This window comes from Bacteroides sp. D1, assembly GCF_000157095.2.
GTDB lineage: Bacteria > Bacteroidota > Bacteroidia > Bacteroidales > Bacteroidaceae > Bacteroides > Bacteroides xylanisolvens.
This window is the reverse complement of record NZ_JH114343.1, coordinates 635911-654796: the sequence shown is the minus strand read 5'-3', so window position 1 is coordinate 654796 and position 18886 is coordinate 635911. Positions and strand designations below refer to the sequence as shown.

Genomic DNA, 18886 nt, shown 5'->3' with positions numbered 1-18886 from the left:
ATGAATTATAGGTGCACGGTGGTTAGAGTTTGGCTTTCACTACTACCATCATGCCTGCTGCTAATCGTTCGTTGTCTTCTTTCGATAAATCGGTGAAGTCGATGCGTACGGGGATGCGCTGTTGGATCTTCACAAAGTTGCCTGCGGAGTTATCAGTCGGCACTAATGAATATTTGGAGCCGGTAGCTCCTGATATAGAGGTGACTTTGCCTTTAAACTCTTTATCGCTAATGGCATCTACTGTGACAAATACTTCCTGTCCGATATGCAGGTTCTCGATTTGTGTCTCTTTATAATTGGCAACGATCCATTTCTGGGTATCAGGAAGAATATAGGTAATGGTCTGCCCTGCCGAAATAAACTGTCCTTCCTCTAATGAGCGACGACCGAGTTTTCCGTCACAAGGAGCTATTACAACCGTATAGGAAAGATTCAACCGGGCCATTTCGAGCGCAGCTGTTGCTCTTTGAATAGCCGCTTCGGTATTCATGCGACGGTAGGACACTTCATCTACACCGGAAAGAGCTGCTTTTTTCTGCCTTTTCGTAGCTTCCAGCTTCTTACGCGTAGCTTCATAATCAGTGACAATCTGTTCAAGTTGGATAGGAGTAGCCGCATTTCGTTTCACAAGGTTCTCATATCGTTTCCGGTCTTTTTCCAGTTTCGCCAACCGTACTTCAATCTCGGCAATAGACGCATCGTAAACAGATGCTGTTGTCTGCGTGGTATTGAGTGTAGCATTGATGACGGTCGCACCAGCTTGCGCATCTTTCAAGGCAGCTTCAGCCTCCATTACGCGAATTTTATATTCACGATCATCCAGTACCAGCAAAGTATCTCCTTTATGTACCTCCTGATGTTCTGTAAAGTAGATTTTGTCAATGTAACCTGAAGCACGTAGATTGATAGGAGACACATATTGTTCTATTTGTGCATCGTTACTAGTCTCCGTCTGGCTATAATTCAAAAAAAGGCAGATCACTTCAATCACTCCCCAAACAATAATAGCCACTCCGAGAAGGCTGATAGCAATCTGCCAGCGACGAAGTTTCTTCATTTTTTTTGCTTTCTCCTCATGAGTAGCGGAAGGAAGGTTATTTTCCATTGTTTCCATATTTATGATTGTTATTTGCGTATTATTTGACTAATGATTCTATTTGTCCGGTTAGTTTAAGCAGCATCAGGTTAGTCACCCGATAGTTATAATGTGCGCTGATATAGTTGTTTTGAGCTTCGCTCATCTGCATTTCATCTTGCAGCACTTCTGTCATAGAAGCAATGCCTTCCCGGTAACGGTCGGAAGTGACTGCGTACACATCTTCGGCAAGCAAGTAGTTATCCTTCTGTTTCTTAAAGTTACGCTGATTGTTCATCAGGTCGTTCACAGCATTCAGATATTGAGTTTGCAAATTCTTCCGGGCATCTTCCCATGCCAGTCTTTTGTTCTCTATATCGATCATCGCCTTCTTTATTTTATAGGTTTTATCCAGTCCGTCGAAAATCGGAATACGCAAGGTTAGCCCCACTCCATAGGAACGAAACCATTGATTGGACGGACCGGAGTGGAACCAATGATAACCTTTATCCGTATATGCGGCATATCGCCAGCTGCCTGTCAGACTAAGAGAAGGGATATATCCATTAGTAATGATCTTCTTTTGTCGTTCCGCCAGTTGCACTTGCGATTGTGAGAGTTGAAGTTCATAGATATTTTCCGACAAGCCGGTCAGGGCTACCGTAGTAATGCTATCGGTATTTACCGGTGTCAGCGCGATTTCCTTTTCAGCCGGATAATCCATAATGTATTTCAGCATATTCAATTGCTGTTTCATCATTGCTTGTGCATTGTCATGTTGCACTTTCAGATTTTCCAAATTGATATTGACTCTTTTCAGATCGACTTCCATGGACATTCCATTATCGAAGAAAGCCTGTGTAATATCTCTCAATTCTTCCAGACGGGTGATATTTGCTTTTATCAGCATGATTTGTTCGGCCGTGACCTGTCCGAGATAATACATCTTACTGATTTGAAGAATAACATCTTCCCTAGCTTTTCCATAAGACAGACGACTGATTTCTTCCATCACTTTAGCTATGGACATAGAAGTATAAAGAGTCTGATTGAAAAGCGGCATCTGCATTTCCAGTCCTGCATTAGCAGAATGTTGCAATGTTTTCGTTATATTATAGGGAACTCCGTAAGATGAACCGTCTGTGACTGACACCGGAGGATCAAAATTGTTATTATAACCGGCTATCGCATTAATTTGCGGCAGCAGCTTTGAACGGTTTTCAGATACGCCATATTTACTTTTTTGTATTTCTTTACGTTTCCCTTCTAACGACAAGTTATTGTCAACACCAATGCGGAGACAATCCTCTAATGTCAGAATCTCTACCTCCTGTGTGTTCCCACGTAACACGAACAAGAAAAAAAAGGAAAAAATGAATAGTAGTCTTTTCATAACATAATGCTCTATTATTGGCTACAAATTTAGTAGCTTACAGCATAATAAGACTATCCACAAACTATTTGTTTATATTCATATTTTCCTTTTTCAATGAACAAACAATAAACAACTACTCTCATAAAACATCACACTTAATATGTTTCTATGAACAGCGTTTGTTTTTTCATATTTTTTTAGTGAATGTAAAATAAGGGCGGCGCTCTTTGTGAGGAGGAGTGCCGCCCTTATTTTATAACCTTACAATACATTATGAAGGTTAATGACTATTACATTTCGCTTAAGGCTTCTTCGCTATCTTGCTGCGCTGCATCAACGCAAAGATTATAACTCCGATCAACAACAAAGTCAGTGCCGCATAAGCAATACTTTCTGTAACCTGTATGCTTTGTGGATCAAACCACATTTCGATGGTATGTTCTCCTGCCGGTATATTTATCGCACGTAAGATATAATCTGCACGGGCAATATCGACAGGCTGACCGTCAATAGTCGCCTGCCATCCTGGATAATATATTTCGGAGAAGACAACAACTCCGTCTTTAGGAGTGGAAGCCTTGTAAACCAGACGATTCGGCTCGTAACTAGTCAACTGGATGGTAGATAGAGAATCTTTATATCCTTCTGTCACACCTTTCAATTGTTCTTTAAACTTCACATCCACTACGGCTGTTTCCGTTGGAAGAATATCATTCAAAGCATCGATTTCTTCATTTGCATTATTTACATACTGCACCTTGTCTACGAACCACGCATTGCCGTATGCATAAGGATTTACCACAGGAACAGCCTGCCCTTGCTCTCCGGCAGGGAAAATGAAGTATTTTGTATTCAGCATATTCAGTACACGGAATTTGGAAGCGTCTACACTGTCCATCTGTCCGCCGGCAGTAGCCACCGCCTGATAGGTTTCCTGCATTTCGGGCACGATATGATGATCGATCATTTCCTGATAGCGACGGAGCTTCGCTGCATGATAACCACCGACACTCTTATGCCAGTATGCCGTGTTGTTTTCATTAAACGTATTACCGGGGAAGCCTATAAAGTTCAACACACGATAATTTAAAGTAGTATCCTGAAGGATCATCTCATCCGCCTGTGTTTTAACAAACGCTTCTGTCTGTTTGGATTTCGGCACAAACTGTTCGTCATTCAAATAGCGTTTATTAATGCTCCACATATCTATCAAACATAAAAGCGCAATACCAGCCAATGTGAAAGAAGCTTTCAACTTCCGCTGTTGATATAAGAATAAAAACAGGCAACCAATCATTATAATAAAGAAACTGCGCCATGCGTCCGAAGCAATAATAGCTTCACGCATTTCAGTCAGGTTTGCCACAAACGGAGCCAAATGTTCGGCTGGAAGTGCTTGTTTCAAAGCAGCCATCTCTTGTGTCGTAATAAAACCGGAGAAGAAAGTACCCGGAGCGACAGCTAAAATCAACGCAACACCAGCAGTCAGTACCAAAGTGGCAATCACCCCTCCACGGTTCTCTTTCAACTTCAAAGTATCCGGTTTGCTCAAAATCTCTTTCAAAGCAAAAATCGCCAACAAAGGAATGGTAAATTCAGCAATCACCAGAATGGAAGATACAGCACGGAACTTATTGTACATCGGGACGTAATCGATAAAGAAGTCCGTCAATCCCATGAAATTCTTTCCCCATGAAAGCAGAATCGAGAAGATAGTAGCTCCTAGCAATGCCCATTTCAGAGGACCTTTCACTATGAAACAACCCAATACGAACAGGAACATCACAAATGCCCCGACATATACAGGACCGGCTGTCCACGGTTGCTCACCGAAATATTGCGGCAACTGCGAATAAATACCACTATACATTGGATTGGCCTTTGCCATAGCAACTTCGCTTTGCGACATCGTAGACCCTGATCCTCCTCCTTTTACGTTTGGAACCAGTAACGTCAATGTCTCGCCGATACCATAACTCCAGTTGGTTATGTAGTCACGGTCCAACCCGCTACTTGTCTGGCTGGCCGCAGCGCCCTCCTGCTTCAATTCGCTCTTGCCGCGCATCGTCTCCTTACTATATTCATAAGTATGATACAGATTGGAGATATTGATACAAACTCCTACCACGGCAGCCAATGCCAAAATTGCGCTGGCCTTGAAGAAATGGGGCAGTTCTTTCTTTTTATAAGCATCTTCAAAGTACGCTCCCACAAAAAACAGAATCACAAACATGAAATAATAGCTCATCTGAATGTGATTCGACTGAATCTGAAGGGCGATGAACAACGCTGTAATAATTCCGCCCAACAAGTATTTCTTCCGGTAAGCCAGAACGACACCCGCAATCGTAGGTGGAATATAAGCCAACGTCACAAACTTCCAAATGTGCCCTGCCGGTATCAGAATGAAGAAATAGGAAGAAAATGCCCATATCACTCCGCCCAATCCTGCCAGCCAGGCTGATATTCCGAAGGCCCGCAAAAGGATATAGAATCCGAGCATCATAATAAAAGTCAGCACTACATAATCCGGAAGAAAGAGGCGATAAACCTTCTCCACCCCTTTCAGGGACGTTGTCGAGTCGTAACTCGGAGACATCTGATAGGTAGGCATACCTCCAAAAATCGAATTCGTCCAGCGCGTACGTTCTCCGGTACGTTCGAGATACTCTTTCGATTCTTGTCCCGCGCCGACTCCGGCAGCCGTGTCATGCTGAAACAAGATACGACCTTCAATATCAGCCGGAAAAAAATAGGCGAAAGAAAGAATGATAAAAGCCAGAATGGCTATTAAGTCGGGAAGAAACTTTTTCATTTACAATGACACGATTTACTATTTACGATTGAAGTTTGAATATAAAATAAATTACGATCTGACAATCCAATATTTACAATTGATAACAGTAGAATACCGATCTCCCACATTTATCAATCGCAAATAGTAAATCGTCAAATCGTAAATCAAATTAGTATCTATAATGATCTGCTTTATAAGGTCCGTCCACTGACACACCAATATAGGCAGCCTGTTCAGGAGTCAACTTAGTCAATTTCACGCCGATCTTTTCAAGATGCAGGCGGGCAACTTCTTCGTCCAGATGCTTCGGCAAGCGATATACATTGATATCATATTTCTTGTTAAACAGTTCCATCTGTGCCAATGTCTGATTGGTAAATGAATTACTCATCACAAATGACGGATGACCGGTTGCACATCCCAAATTTACCAAACGACCGTCAGCAAGCAAAATGATGCTGTGGCCATCCGGGAAATAATAACGGTCTACTTGTGGTTTGATGTTCACACATTTGATACCCGGATAATGTTTCAAGGCATCCACCTGAATTTCATTATCGAAATGACCAATGTTGCAAACGATAGACTGATCTTTCATTTTCTCCATGTGGTCGATACGGATAATATCGATATTACCTGTGGTAGTCACAAAAATATTGCCTTCCATGCAAGCTTCTTCCATAGTCACCACTTCAAAGCCTTCCATGGCAGCCTGCAATGCACAGATCGGGTCTACTTCCGTCACGAGTACCCGCGCTCCGTAAGAACGCATAGAATGAGAACAGCCCTTACCCACATCACCATAACCACATACTACCACCACTTTTCCGGCAATCATTACATCCGTTGCACGCTTGATACCATCAGCCAGCGATTCGCGGCAGCCATACAGGTTGTCAAACTTAGATTTTGTGACCGAATCATTCACATTGAATGCCGGGAACAACAGTTTGCCTTCTTCCTGCATCTGATACAAACGGTGTACGCCTGTCGTAGTTTCTTCAGACACGCCACGCATTTCTTCCGCTACACGATGCCAGCGAGTACTGTCTTCCGCCAACACTTTCTTCAAGATTGCATTCAGTTCTATTTCGTCCTCTGCATGTACTTCTTTATCCAATACGGCAGCATTATTCTCTGCATCATAACCTACGTGAATCATCATCGTAGCGTCACCGCCATCATCTACAATCACATTCGGTCCTTTACCACCTGCAAAGCTCAATGCTTGCAATGTACACCACCAATAATCAGCAAGAGTCTCCCCCTTCCATGCAAACACAGGCACACCCGTAGCAGCAATTGCAGCCGCCGCATGATCCTGCGTTGAATATATATTACAAGAGCACCAACGTACTTCAGCTCCTAAAGCCACTAACGTTTCAATCAGCACAGCCGTCTGAATGGTCATGTGCAACGATCCCATAATGCGGGCACCTTTTAACGGTTTGGATTCTCCATACTTTTCGCGAAGAGCCATCAGGCCGGGCATTTCTTTTTCTGCCAAATCGATTTCCTTGCGTCCGAAATCAGCAAGCGTAATATCTGCCACCTTATAGGGCAGAGTAGAGAATAATTCTGTAGACATATTGTAAATCATTTATATATAATGAATGCAAAGATAGAACATTCTGATTAGTAGGGCAAAAGCTATCCGTTTTTTTTATATTATAATAACTTGGGAGACAATCCGCGTCTCGGAATATTGTCTTATATTTGCAACAGATAAAACAAATTCTACAATATTCTAATGAATAACAATAAATCTTCTATGAGACATTACGAGGGCAAAACGAAGGAGGAACTTTTAAAAATAATCGAACAATTAGAAGAGAAGATAGATTTTCTTTCCTCCCATCTTTCGCCTCCTTCCCAAGAGCGTTTTCGCGATAAATACAGCACCCGGATATTGGATGCCCTCCCCGATATGCTCACCGTCTTCGACCATGATGCCAATATTATAGAGCTTGCTTCTTCGCCGGCAACCAACCACGTAGAAGGTATCAATGCCAGTAATATCACCACCACTAACGTAAAAGATATTCTGCCGGAAGAAGCTTATGAGAGTGTCCGCAAGAATATGGATAAAGTGATCCTCACGGGAGAAAGTTCCACAGCCAGACATGACCTGATGTTGGACGGTGTTTTACATCACTACGAAAACCGCATCTTTCCGTTGGATAATAAATATCTGTTGTGTATGTGCCGTGATATATCCCAACAATGGGAAGCAGAACAGACGAACGCGCAACAACAGAAAGAGTTGAAGGCCGCCAGAGTCAAGGCAGAAGAGTCGGATCGGCTGAAATCTGCTTTTCTTGCAAACATGAGCCATGAAATACGCACTCCGCTCAATGCGATTGTCGGATTCTCCAAACTAATCACTTTCGCAACATCTACGGAAGAGAAGAATCAATATGCGGAAATCATCGAACGAAATTCGGAAATGTTACTGAATCTATTCAACGATATTCTGGATCTGTCCTCACTGGAGGCCGACTCTTTAAAATTCAACATCCGTCCGATCAAGTTAACAGATATCTGTCTGCAACTGAAGCAACAGTTTTGCCATAAGACGCAAAACGGAGTCAAACTTATTTTAGATGATGTAGATGCGGACATGTATGCCTCCGGTGACTGGAATCGTATTATACAAATTATAAGTAACTTACTTAGTAACGCCACAAAGTTTACCCCCAAAGGAGAAATCCATTTCGGGTATCGGGAAAAAGAGGATTTTGTAGAGTTCTACGTGAAAGATAGCGGCATCGGTATTCCGGCAGAAAGAGTTGCCACTATTTTCCGCCGCTTTGGAAAGGTCAACGATTTTGTTCAGGGAACCGGATTGGGGCTGACTCTTTGCAGAATGTTAGTAGAAAAAATGGGAGGACGTATCTGGCTGCGCTCCCAGGAGGGGCAGGGAAGCAGGTTCTATTTCACTCTCCCTTTGATTCGCCAATAAATGTGTCAGTCGAGGTTACAAATACCTGTATCCGAGGATGACACTTATATGACTATTTACAATTAGATACAGAAAACGCGGCCTGTCGATGACAAAGCCGCGTTTTCTGTATTATCTATATTTGAAAAATATTTCTTTATTTCTTAGCAACCGGGGCACTAAGCATTTCTTTGTATTTCACCGGATCATTCAGTATTTTCATCGCTTCCTTCAAACCGTCATCATCCTTCAACTGCTGGATGATATTACCCCGTTGATAATAGTAACGTTTGATAATTTCAGTAGCAATCATTTTCTTTATGTCGGTAGAGAAATAATCCAAGTCACGGTCGAGATTATGGTTCAACTTCTTCTCTAGCACTTTGAATTCCTCTGAAGCGTCATCCATATATCCTTCAAACTCGGCAGCTTCTTTCAACGTTTTCAGAATCTTCTCACTCTGTTGGTCATACTTGAAGTCGGCTTTCTTCACCAATGCTTTAAAATCATTATAATCAGCATCTGTCACCTCAAACTTCTCCGGAGCAACGATAGTGGGATGTTTCAAACAATACTGCGTTGCATAATCGAAGATTAGATTATCACGTACCAAATAGAAAAGGATATTCGGTAATTTCTCTTGTTTGATCGTAATATCCGGCATTACACCACCTCCATCACGGACTTCACGTCCGGCAGCCGTATAGAATACCTTAGTTAAACTGTCGGGAATAGTGCCGACACTTCCGTCTTCATTGCGATGTTTGTAATCAATAGCCTGCACGCAACGGCCGCTCGGAATATAATATTTGGAGGTAGTCACTTTCATCGTTCCGCCATAAGGCAAAGAACGGGGAACCTGTACCAGCCCTTTTCCAAAAGTACGGTTACCAACGATCACAGCACGGTCGAGATCCTGCAAAGAACCTGATAAGATTTCAGAAGCAGAAGCCGTTCCGCTATTTACCAGTACGGCAATCGGAATATCCAAATCCAACGGTTCGCGCAACGTTTTATAAGTGTTACTGGCCTGTTTGATTTTTCCTTTGGTCGTCACAATCACTTTTCCACGCGGCAAGAAATAATTCGCAATTTCTACTGCTTCATCCAACAGTCCGCCGCCATTACTACGAAGGTCTATCACCAATGAAGTAGCTCCCTGTTTCTTCAAATCCAGAAACGCTTTCTTAAATTCTTTGGAAGGATTGCCGGAAAAAGTACTAAGGCCGATGTAACCTATATTGTTATCCAATACGGCAGTATAAGGTATTGCCGGATTCTGAATAGACTCACGCACAATTGTGAACTCCATCGGCGTACGTCCGCCTTTCACATTCGGACGCTCAATCTTCAACTTAAAACTGGTCCCTGCCTGCCCACGCAACATCTGGCTGACTTCCGCATTATTCTTACCGGCAAGGTCTTTTCCGTCAATCTCCATCAGGATATCTCCCGCTTTCAGTCCGGCTTTTGCAGCAGGTGTTCCCTCAAAAGGTTCAGAAATCATCGAACGCTTTAGTTTCGTATTATAAGCAATGTAAGAACCTATACCACCGAATGATCCTTTAATCATCTGTTCCAACTCACTCTGATCTTCTTCCGGATAATATTCCGTATAAGGGTCCAAGGTGTAAAGCATATTATCGATCCCTTCCCGAATCGTTTTATTCGGATCGATGGTATCTACATAGAACATATCCAGTTCTTTCACAATCGCGTTAAATATATCCAGATTCTTTGCAATCTGGAAATTACGGTCGTCTCCGCTCTTGAAACTAAAGAAAGCAACTGTGGCTATCACCGCTACTGCAACAATAGCTATTCGCCTGTTCAGCAATTTTTTCATACCTCTTTTTAATCTAAATGAGTCGTAAAAGTAGCTTAATCCTTTGTTATTCTGCCAGAATCCTGTTAATATTTAACTTAATTTCATCCCAGCGTTCCTGTGGCATCGTTGTTCCGATTACCTGAATAACATTTCCCGAGAGAATAGAACCTATTTTTGCACATTTATCCAACGAGTATCCACAGGTCAATCCATATAAGAATCCGGAAGCGAAATAGTCACCAGCACCGGTAGTATCCACCACTTTCTGAACCGGAATGGCCGAAACCTTTATTTCCTCTGTTCCTTTGCGGATATAAGAACCGCTTGCTCCGACTTTTACAATAGCAATACTGCATTTCTTGGCAATCACTCCCAAAGCTTCCTCCGGCTCCTTGCCGGTAAAGGCTTTCGCTTCTTCTTCGTTTGCAAAGACGATGTCGACATATTTGTTTATTAATAAAGAGAAGAACTCCAGATCATTGGCCACAATATTATAACTAGCCATATCCAGACAAATCTGCAAACCTGCTTCCTTAGCCAGTTCAATGGCATGAAGAATCATTTCATGATCCTGAACGAGGTAGCCTTCTATAAATAGGTACGCGTAACCTTTAAACATATCCAGCGTCAGTTCTTCCGCTCTCAAAGAAGCGGCTGCTCCCAGATAGGTTCCGAAAGTGCGCTCTCCATCCGGTGAAATAAAAGTGGATGCCACACCGGAAGGTAGTCGGTCCGAGTTCAATAATTTGTCTTCAATCTTATTTTTCTGCAGATTTTCACGAAAAAATTCTCCATAATTATCATTTCCCACTTTTCCGATAAATCCTGTTCCAGCCCCCAAACAAGCCAGTCCGAGGATGGCATTTCCTGCCGATCCGCCTGTTGCCAAGTGGGTTTTCATCTGTGAAAATTTTGTGTTAATCTGCTGTAACTTAGCGTCATCGATGAGCTGCATGCTTCCTTTGGGTAAACCCATTTCATCCAAAAGAGTATCATCTTTCAGGGTTGCGAGTACGTCTACCAGGGCGTTGCCCAATCCTATTATTTTGTCCATTCCTAATATTTTTTTTGCAAAGATATTGCATATTTCAAAAAAACCTAGTACTTTTGCATCGCAATTGAGAAAAACATTCTTCCTTAGCTCAGTCGGTTAGAGCATCTGACTGTTAATCAGAGGGTCCTTGGTTCAAGTCCAAGAGGAAGAGCAAAGTTGAAAATCTTGATTGCAAACATTCTTCCTTAGCTCAGTCGGTTAGAGCATCTGACTGTTAATCAGAGGGTCCTTGGTTCAAGTCCAAGAGGAAGAGCAAAAAAAGAGGTAAATCAGAAGATTTATCTCTTTTTCTATTTTTCGGATCCAATGTTTTTCGGAGCATGACGGAATCCTGGGATGGATAGATCAGTTCGAAAACTTGGGAGATTTGATTCAGGGCAATCACATTCTTAAAATAGATTCATTCCCGTACAGTAATGCGCTGTTTCAGCCTATTCTAACAAGGGTATATTCTCACTGCAATGAGAAAAAGTTCTCATTACAGTGAGTATTTCTTCTCATCCCTATGAGTATTTTTTCTCATAGGGATAAGTATAGTTGAGAATGTTTACGGAAGTTTTTTTTGAATTATAATTGTATGAGTTTACCTCATTTCCGCACCGTTTGGAATCAATTACCACTAATGATTTTATTAGTTATTTTTAAGCGATCCTTTACCTATTAATAGTTATTTCATTGCCTAAGGAGTTTTCGTTTGACAATTGTTAAGCGATAGTTCAACATCTGTCAAGCGTTCGTTCAACAACTGTCAAACGATAATTCGTTAGGCAATTGAAAAAATAATATAAGCAAGAGAAAGAGATAAAAGCTGCATATTGACGAGTTATTGTCAGCGATAGTATTTTGGGTTATTTCCGTACCGAAACAAGCTAAATGCTAATTTAGAGTTCACCACGGATTACACAGATTCACACAGATTATTTTCATTTTCGTTGAATACCCATAGTGAATTAGGGTACTGATATACATATTTATTCCACCATTGCCAACGTCAATATACTAATCCGTATTTCCTCCATATCTACTAGGCAGGAAGCACATGCCAGAGTAGTAGAGCCGGTAGTCAACACATCGTCAACTATCAATATGTGTTTACCTGCAAGTGTTTCGGGATGCTGAAGCTCGAAGATACCTTCCACATTATCCCGACGTTCAAATACAGATTTGCGCGTTTGCGTTTCCGTATTTTTCTTACGTAATATAGATTCTGTATCGATGGGTATTCCTGTTACAGCAGCAATACCACGGGCAATCCACTCACTCTGATTATAACCACGGATTTGCTGTTTTTTCTTATGAAGCGGTATGGGGATTATCACATCAATTCCCTGAAAAAAATTGGAAGATAAAAGCTCGGCAGCCATGTATCGCCCCATAATTGCGCCTATTTCCTTTTGTCCACCATATTTCAACCGATGAAGAATCAAGCGGAAGTCACTTCCTTTCTCATAAAAGAAAAAAGAAGTAGCCCGTTCCAAAGGGATTTGTCCCCAGAAAAGCCGTTCTACCGGATTATCTTTTCGAAGATGATAATTAGTACGGGGTAGATTGATATTACATACTGTACAGATACATTCTTCACCCTTTGCTAACGGTCGGCCGCAAACAACGCAGCAACGGGGAAATAGCAAAGATAAGAAGGAACTAAGCCAGTCTTTGATAAGAAGTGTGTGTTTCATAATAATAGAAATTTAAAGTTGCAATAGCACCTACATATTGCAACTACATATTCAATGGAGGAACTTCTAACAGGAGTTTCTGAAAGACAGGATGAAGATTTCCATTCGTTGCAATAATATGATGTCCTTCTATGAAATGATCCTCACCATAAAAGTCAGTCACCTTTCCTCCCGCCTCCTGAACAATCAGTGCCGCTGCAGAATAATCCCATTTTCCGAGAAATGCTTCCATCCATGCATCAAAACGTCCAATAGCCACATAGCAGATTGCGGCAGCAGCCGAGCCATTCATGCGAATGCCTCCCACTACCCCATAAAGCTGATCGATCAGATGAAGAGCAGTCTGTTTATATTGCAGATGATTATAAGGTAATTCTGTAATGACAAATGCATCTTTGATGTCCTCAACGTTCGACACATGAATTTCTTCGCCATTCATAAACGCTTTTCCGCCTTTCCAGGCATAGAAACATTCATCCCGGCAAACTTCATAAACGACACCTAAAAGAAGTTCGGTACGGCTACGTAAAGCGATGGACACACAATAAGGAGCCTCATCATGAATATAATTCGTGGTTCCATCCAAGGGGTCAATCACCCAACAGTAGGGTTCATCTTGATAAGTGGCAGAGCCTTCTTCTGTTATGAATCCCGCTTCAGGCAGTAAAGCAGTAAGGGCTTTCACCACACGCACTTCAGATTCTTTATCCACATAAGACACATAATCGTGTGCATGTTTTTCCACCACACGTTCACGACGGAAGTTCTTTCGTTCTTCTTTCAAAAAAGATCCAACTTCTGTAGCAATCCGGCATACATCAGCTGTAAGTTGTTTTAAATCTAACATTCTATCTTTCATAATTTAGGCAATCCGCAAATCAATGCCAAAATTATTACTTTTTTTGATAGAAATAAGAGTTTTCCCGGAAAAAGATAGGTAATTCCAAGGTATACTCTATTGAATTACTTTTGCACAGTAAATCTATATTCCGTAACGGAATAATATTTCTCATGAGGACGCAACACACAGGATGGAAATTCAGGATGATGTGGCGTGTCCGGATGATGGATGGTTTCCAATATCAGACCACCATATTTCTGTTGTGGGCCACCTTTGGCCACAATCTTTTCTGAAAGCCCGATACCAGTATAGATCAACAAGCCGGGCTCTGTAGTGTAAGTTTCTAATTGACGGCCACTTTGAGGTTCCGTGACAGTTGCAGCATAACGCAAATCTCCGTTATAATCACGAAGTATCCAGTTAGCCGAATAACCACCCATAAGTTTCATGTGCTCATTAGGAGAGGTGACACGTTCTGCAAAGCTATGAGGAGTGCGAAAATCTAAAGGTCCTCCCACTACTGATTCAACCGAAAACGGCACATACCACGGAGTATTTACCGTAACTGAATCCGCATTAATTTGTACGATATGATTTAAAACCGAACCTCCGTCATAACCCTGAAGGTTAAAATAGCAATGTTGCGACATATTAACGATAGTCGGCTGATCGGTAACTGCCTCATATTCTATACGCCAAGTATTGTCCGGAGTCCAGTAATAAGTGACTTTACAGTCCAAATTACCAGGATATCCCTCCTCTCCGTCAAGACTGCAACGAGTAAAAACAATGCCAAGCGTATCAGAACAATTGACCGGCATCGCTTTCCACATGACACGATCAAATCCCTTCACACCGCCGTGCAAATGCCCGGGATGTCCGTTTGGAGATTCATTGCACGAAAGTTGATACCGAACAGAATCAATCATAAAATCCCCACCGGCAATACGGTTAGCATAACGTCCTAATAAAGCCCCGAAAAACCGCTCGGCTCCAGTCTCATAATCCTTTAGGTTTTCATATCCAAGCACTACATCTGCCATTTTTCCTTCCCGGTCCGGCACCATAATATTTGTCACACGACACCCATAGTCAATGACCTTGAATTGAGCTCCTGAAGCATTAGTCAGGATATATTGAGTAACGGTATCACCACCTTGAGTAACACCATAAAATGCTGTTTTCACTCCAGGAATGACCTCACATTCCGCACAAGCACTAACAAGTACGGCTAAATACAAACAAGCAAAAAATCTATTCATCTGACATTCAATAGTAAAGAATAAATATTTTATCGAATAAACAGCCACAAAAATGCAAATGCAGAAGAAGATAAGATCTCTCTTATTCGTTTGAGCGCAATGCTTATTTGTGTCTCTACTGTTTTTACAGAAATCCCGAGACGTTCGGCAATCTGCCTATAAGAAAGTCCCTCCTTCCGGCTCAAGGAAAATATCTCCCTACATCTCTCCGGAAGCTGTTCAATTGCCCGATTCACCACTTTTGTCAAGGCATCAATGTCAAAACAATCTTTATATTTCCTTTCTTCCAGTTGCTGGTTAAACCAATTCTCTAACAACTGATGCCTGTTTTCCTCATCACGAAGATAGTTTAATACCCGATTTTTGGCAGCCCGGAAAAGATAGGTTTTTATATAGGTTATTTCAATACAATCTTTATTCTCCCATAGTTTGAGAAACACCTCCTGAATAATATCTTCTATGACTGCTACATCATGCGTATAGAAGTTGAGAAAACAACAAAGTTGTTCATAGTATGTATCGTAATAATTTCGAAAGGCTTGAATATCCATCGTTCCCGGAATTGTGTTTATCAGTCTCACAAATCTACAAAAAATAATCTTCTTTCGGAATATATTTTCGTAAAGAGAACCATACCTTCAAAACACTTTCTAATACTAAAACCGAAATTACATTAATTGCACTAAACAAAGATGCTGATAATGAAGCGGATCATACAGATTCTTTCTAAATATAAATCTGTATGAATCCGCGTCCAAATGAGCTTTACAAGATCGTTCAGAATTGTCTTTCTGCAAAAATATTCAGAGCATAAGGATCACTCACCGCTGCCTGCTCAATATATTTCTGTGCCAGCTTCGTATCACCGGTGTAGCGATAAGCCAGCGCTAGTAAATAACTATAATAAGCACTCCTTTGCTGTACGGCACGATCGCAGAAACTTATAAAGAAAGGAGTAGTGGCAAAATAACCCGCATCAACAGTCTTCATGCCTTCTTTCCAATCTTGCAGTTTATAATTGATGAGCATATCCCCCTTGAAAGGCATACCGGTTTCACGATAACAAAGTGCCTGATAAAATGGCAATTCCGGTAAGTTCATATTACTAAAATAATCTACCTCAATACCCGTTATAAAATCAAAATTCTCATTGGCCTTGTCTTCCTGCCCCAAAGATTTCAAACAGATTGCTTCATAATATTTAAATGGAACCAATCTAACGATATTCCACAAACCTGCTCCCAGATTTTGAGGCAGAGTTTGCGCAGCCTTAAAACAATCAACCGCTTCTTGCATTTTATTTTCTTTCATTAATCTACGCCCTTTCAGGAAATAAGCAAACATATACTGTTCTGCTACGGCATGTTCTCCACCTTCAGCCGGGACAAAGTTACGTCCCCTAAGAAGTTCTATTGCCTTATCCTCCTGTCCTGCCATGTTATAAGCTCGTGCCCATTCAAGCATAATATCATCGCGGCTAATTACAGACTTATGATTATTCAGGAAAGAAATACGTTCAATAGGAGCAACTCCTAACTTACCCATTACATAGACCGTTTCAAAAATCAACTGTTCGTCATTCGGCTTCAAGGATAATGCCTGCTTCAATAAGGGTAACACTTCATTTTTACGATCCATGTGTGAATAGTAAGCGACAGCCAGATTTCGTGCAGCACGATAATCAGTACCGGACAAGCCTTCCCAAAGAGCGACTGCCTTCTCATAATGTCCTTTGGCGTAAAGGGCACATCCCAACAGCAACTGCGCCTTCCGACTTCCCTGTTTTGCCCAATGAGACAAACTGTTCATTTCAATTCGCCGACTTGGGAAAGCAATCCCCTCCGTTGCCGAATCATTCGGAGAACCGCCTTTTATATCTGCATATATGGCAGACAGACTAAAAATCAGAGGTTCGTGTGTTTGCAACATCTCTATCAGGGAAACAGCCTCTTTCTGCAGATTAGCGACAAGCAAAGTTTCTATAAGATCGAGACATACCTGATTCTTATCCGTCCGTATCTTTTCCATAAAATCCCGGGCACTAACTTTACCGGTCAACACACCGAAATAACGTGCCAAATGATTAAGTTTATCATTCGCTTCTACAGACAAATATTGACGTTCCGATGCTTTTTTATCTCCCTGCAAATAAGAAGCATATATCATCAACGCATTGGCTACAGCATTATCTTTATGATAAGTAATGGCAGTAGTAAGATGTTGAACAGCCTTGTCATACTCCAGCTTACGTATGTCAAGCATAGCCGCATAAGTCATGGCTGAAGAAACATAAGCACTGCTCCATGCCGCTTTCCGGAAATAATCATAGGATTTCTCCTGCTCATCGAGCGCTAAATAAACATGCCCTAACAAATAGTACAGTTTCCCATTTTCAAGACGCGTATTGAACCGTGTCAACACTTTTTCCGCCCTCAAAAGATATTCCAAAGCCTCACTGTAAAAAGCATTGCGTAATTTTGCTTCTCCTAAAGCGATCAATGCAGGAGCAAAATTCGGATCACGTTCAAGAGCTTCTTTATAATAGCTCTCTCCTTTAGTGGCAGGATCACGGTATTGGTCCACATGCAAACCTTCAAGATACAACAAATGCGGACTTTCAACCTTTTTGATATTCGGCATATCCTGTGTTGTATGAGGAATATTAAAAGTATCGTGTTTCTTCACTGTATAAGACATTAAAACAGTTCCGTCATTAGCGGTGACATCTATTGAATATCCCAACTTCATTCTTACATCCGCAGGTAGCATATATTCTTCTCTGGCTTTAACCGTAGCTTTTCCTGAATACAAAATCTGATTATCACCTTTGACCGTAATCTTCACATTACGAGTCTTGTTCAGTTGCACTTTAATCGTATCCTTGACGTATATAGCTCCTGTCGTGTTCGCAAAATCCGGAACCCCGATTTCTCCGATCGGGAACCAATATTGCGAGAAGGTTTTAGTCTCCATCGGTTCAAGCCATGTAAAGTCCGGCTGATTGTCAGAATAACTGCCTGCCATTAACTCACAATAGGCTCCATCTGTATCTGTGAGAGCATTTTCCCAAGACTGGGACAACTGATTGTAAGCCCATGTGAACATTTTCTTACCGGGTGACACATGATGATCTCCGATGTGTACAACCCCGCATTTCCTGCCCGTATCATAACCGCCAAAGAAATCATACTGTGATGCCGCACTAAAATAAGAGGTAGGCTGAATCGTATTCTTATGTTTGCTTATATCAACTGCACCGTCATAACGAATACCATTAAATATCCCCGCCGCATTTGTTGCAACCGGATAAGTGGTAACCGAACGTTTGTAATGGAAAAACACATGGCTTACATCGTGCGGAAAGAATATCTCATAATTCTTATTCGAAGGTACCGCCACATTCTCCCACCATAAAAACGAATGTCTTAATGGTGTGATATTCGACAACTTGACTCTCGTTTCAAAGATAGACTCACCAGGATTAAGCACAATACCAACCATGCCTTTCATCCGGTCTGTCGGATCATGTTCCGAAACCCAAACAATCACTCCTCCGCCCGGCAGTTTTTCTATCTCATAATCAGTAGGCATAAAAGACGAAGCCCGATGATGAAAAGGCCAGTTAAACTCCAGTCCACCGGAAATCCATGACCCCAATGCACCGATAAGAGCAGGTTTTATGACATGGTTCTTATAGAAAAAATCATATCCATTCGTTTTATCTTTGGCAGCATATATCTTACCACCAATTTCCGGCAATATTTGAAGTTCCAAATATTCATTCTCCAATTTGATTAGTGTATATTCCTTATCCACTTTTTGTTCCCGATTCACTTTCAGAACGATTTTATTAGGATAAGGATTGCCACTCGAGCGTTGGTGTACCCGGTTTTCAGCAAACATCGGCAGTTCTTCACGTTCGGGTTCTGTGTATGTCGGAATACTGACTTTACTTACAGACACCTTGACCGATTGCGCTTTCGCGCTTGTAGTAAGAAACAAAATCAGAAATAAAATATTGAAATATTTCATGA

Annotated in this window: 12 protein-coding genes and 2 tRNA genes; 3 read left to right on the top strand and 11 right to left on the bottom strand. The window is 41.5% G+C overall.

All coding sequences use genetic code 11. The annotated features are described in order from the left end of the window. Positions 1-22: 22 nt before the first annotated feature. The 4 genes from BSAG_RS08620 to ahcY form a co-directional block, all read right to left on the bottom strand. Entirely contained in the window at positions 23-1114 is a 1092-nt protein-coding gene (locus BSAG_RS08620) for an HlyD family secretion protein (RefSeq protein ID WP_004317533.1), read from the bottom strand. Between the two features lie 22 nt (positions 1115-1136). Continuing rightward, entirely contained in the window at positions 1137-2468 is a 1332-nt protein-coding gene (locus tag BSAG_RS08625) for a TolC family protein (RefSeq protein ID WP_004317531.1), read from the bottom strand. 283 nt (positions 2469-2751) lie between these two features. Further along, a complete protein-coding gene (locus tag BSAG_RS08630) occupies positions 2752-5265 on the bottom strand; it encodes a YfhO family protein (RefSeq protein WP_004317529.1) in 2514 nt (837 codons plus the stop codon). 151 nt (positions 5266-5416) lie between these two features. Continuing rightward, the gene (gene ahcY, locus BSAG_RS08635) at positions 5417-6835 is read right to left on the bottom strand and encodes an adenosylhomocysteinase (protein WP_004317528.1); all 1419 of its coding nucleotides are present in this window, start codon (positions 6833-6835) and stop codon (positions 5417-5419) included. A 183-nt stretch (positions 6836-7018) separates the two neighbouring features. On the opposite strand from ahcY, the gene BSAG_RS08640 reads away from it, so the two are divergent. Then, the gene (locus BSAG_RS08640) at positions 7019-8209 is read left to right on the top strand and encodes a PAS domain-containing protein (RefSeq protein ID WP_004317526.1); all 1191 of its coding nucleotides are present in this window, start codon (positions 7019-7021) and stop codon (positions 8207-8209) included. Between the two features lie 136 nt (positions 8210-8345). Here the strand turns inward: BSAG_RS08640 and BSAG_RS08645 are convergent, their stop codons facing one another. Beyond that, the gene (locus BSAG_RS08645) at positions 8346-10034 is read right to left on the bottom strand and encodes a S41 family peptidase (RefSeq protein ID WP_004317524.1); all 1689 of its coding nucleotides are present in this window, start codon (positions 10032-10034) and stop codon (positions 8346-8348) included. A 46-nt stretch (positions 10035-10080) separates the two neighbouring features. After that, positions 10081-11070 (bottom strand): adenosine kinase, encoded by a 990-nt coding sequence (locus BSAG_RS08650; protein ID WP_004317522.1) that lies wholly within the window; start codon positions 11068-11070, stop codon positions 10081-10083. A 77-nt stretch (positions 11071-11147) separates the two neighbouring features. Between BSAG_RS08650 and BSAG_RS08655 the strand changes: the two genes are divergently transcribed. Together BSAG_RS08655 and BSAG_RS08660 are read left to right on the top strand one after the other, a co-directional pair. Then, a tRNA-Asn gene (locus BSAG_RS08655) sits at positions 11148-11221 on the top strand. 28 nt (positions 11222-11249) lie between these two features. Further along, positions 11250-11323, top strand: a tRNA-Asn gene (locus BSAG_RS08660). Positions 11324-12041: 718 nt separating this feature from the next. Here the strand turns inward: BSAG_RS08660 and BSAG_RS08665 are convergent. The 5 genes from BSAG_RS08665 to BSAG_RS08685 all read right to left on the bottom strand — a co-directional run bounded on the left by BSAG_RS08665 (position 12042) and on the right by BSAG_RS08685 (position 18884). Then, positions 12042-12749 (bottom strand): ComF family protein, encoded by a 708-nt coding sequence (locus BSAG_RS08665; RefSeq protein ID WP_008016591.1) that lies wholly within the window; start codon positions 12747-12749, stop codon positions 12042-12044. Positions 12750-12792: 43 nt separating this feature from the next. Then, positions 12793-13596 (bottom strand): inositol monophosphatase family protein, encoded by an 804-nt coding sequence (locus tag BSAG_RS08670; protein WP_004317517.1) that lies wholly within the window; start codon positions 13594-13596, stop codon positions 12793-12795. A gap of 116 nt (positions 13597-13712) precedes the next feature. Then, positions 13713-14852 (bottom strand): aldose epimerase family protein, encoded by a 1140-nt coding sequence (locus BSAG_RS08675; protein WP_008770585.1) that lies wholly within the window; start codon positions 14850-14852, stop codon positions 13713-13715. A 29-nt stretch (positions 14853-14881) separates the two neighbouring features. Further along, positions 14882-15403 (bottom strand): RNA polymerase sigma-70 factor, encoded by a 522-nt coding sequence (locus BSAG_RS08680; RefSeq protein ID WP_004317513.1) that lies wholly within the window; start codon positions 15401-15403, stop codon positions 14882-14884. Positions 15404-15629: 226 nt separating this feature from the next. Beyond that, positions 15630-18884, bottom strand: coding sequence for a DUF5107 domain-containing protein (locus BSAG_RS08685; protein WP_004317512.1), 3255 nt, complete (start codon positions 18882-18884; stop codon positions 15630-15632). Positions 18885-18886 lie beyond the last annotated feature (2 nt).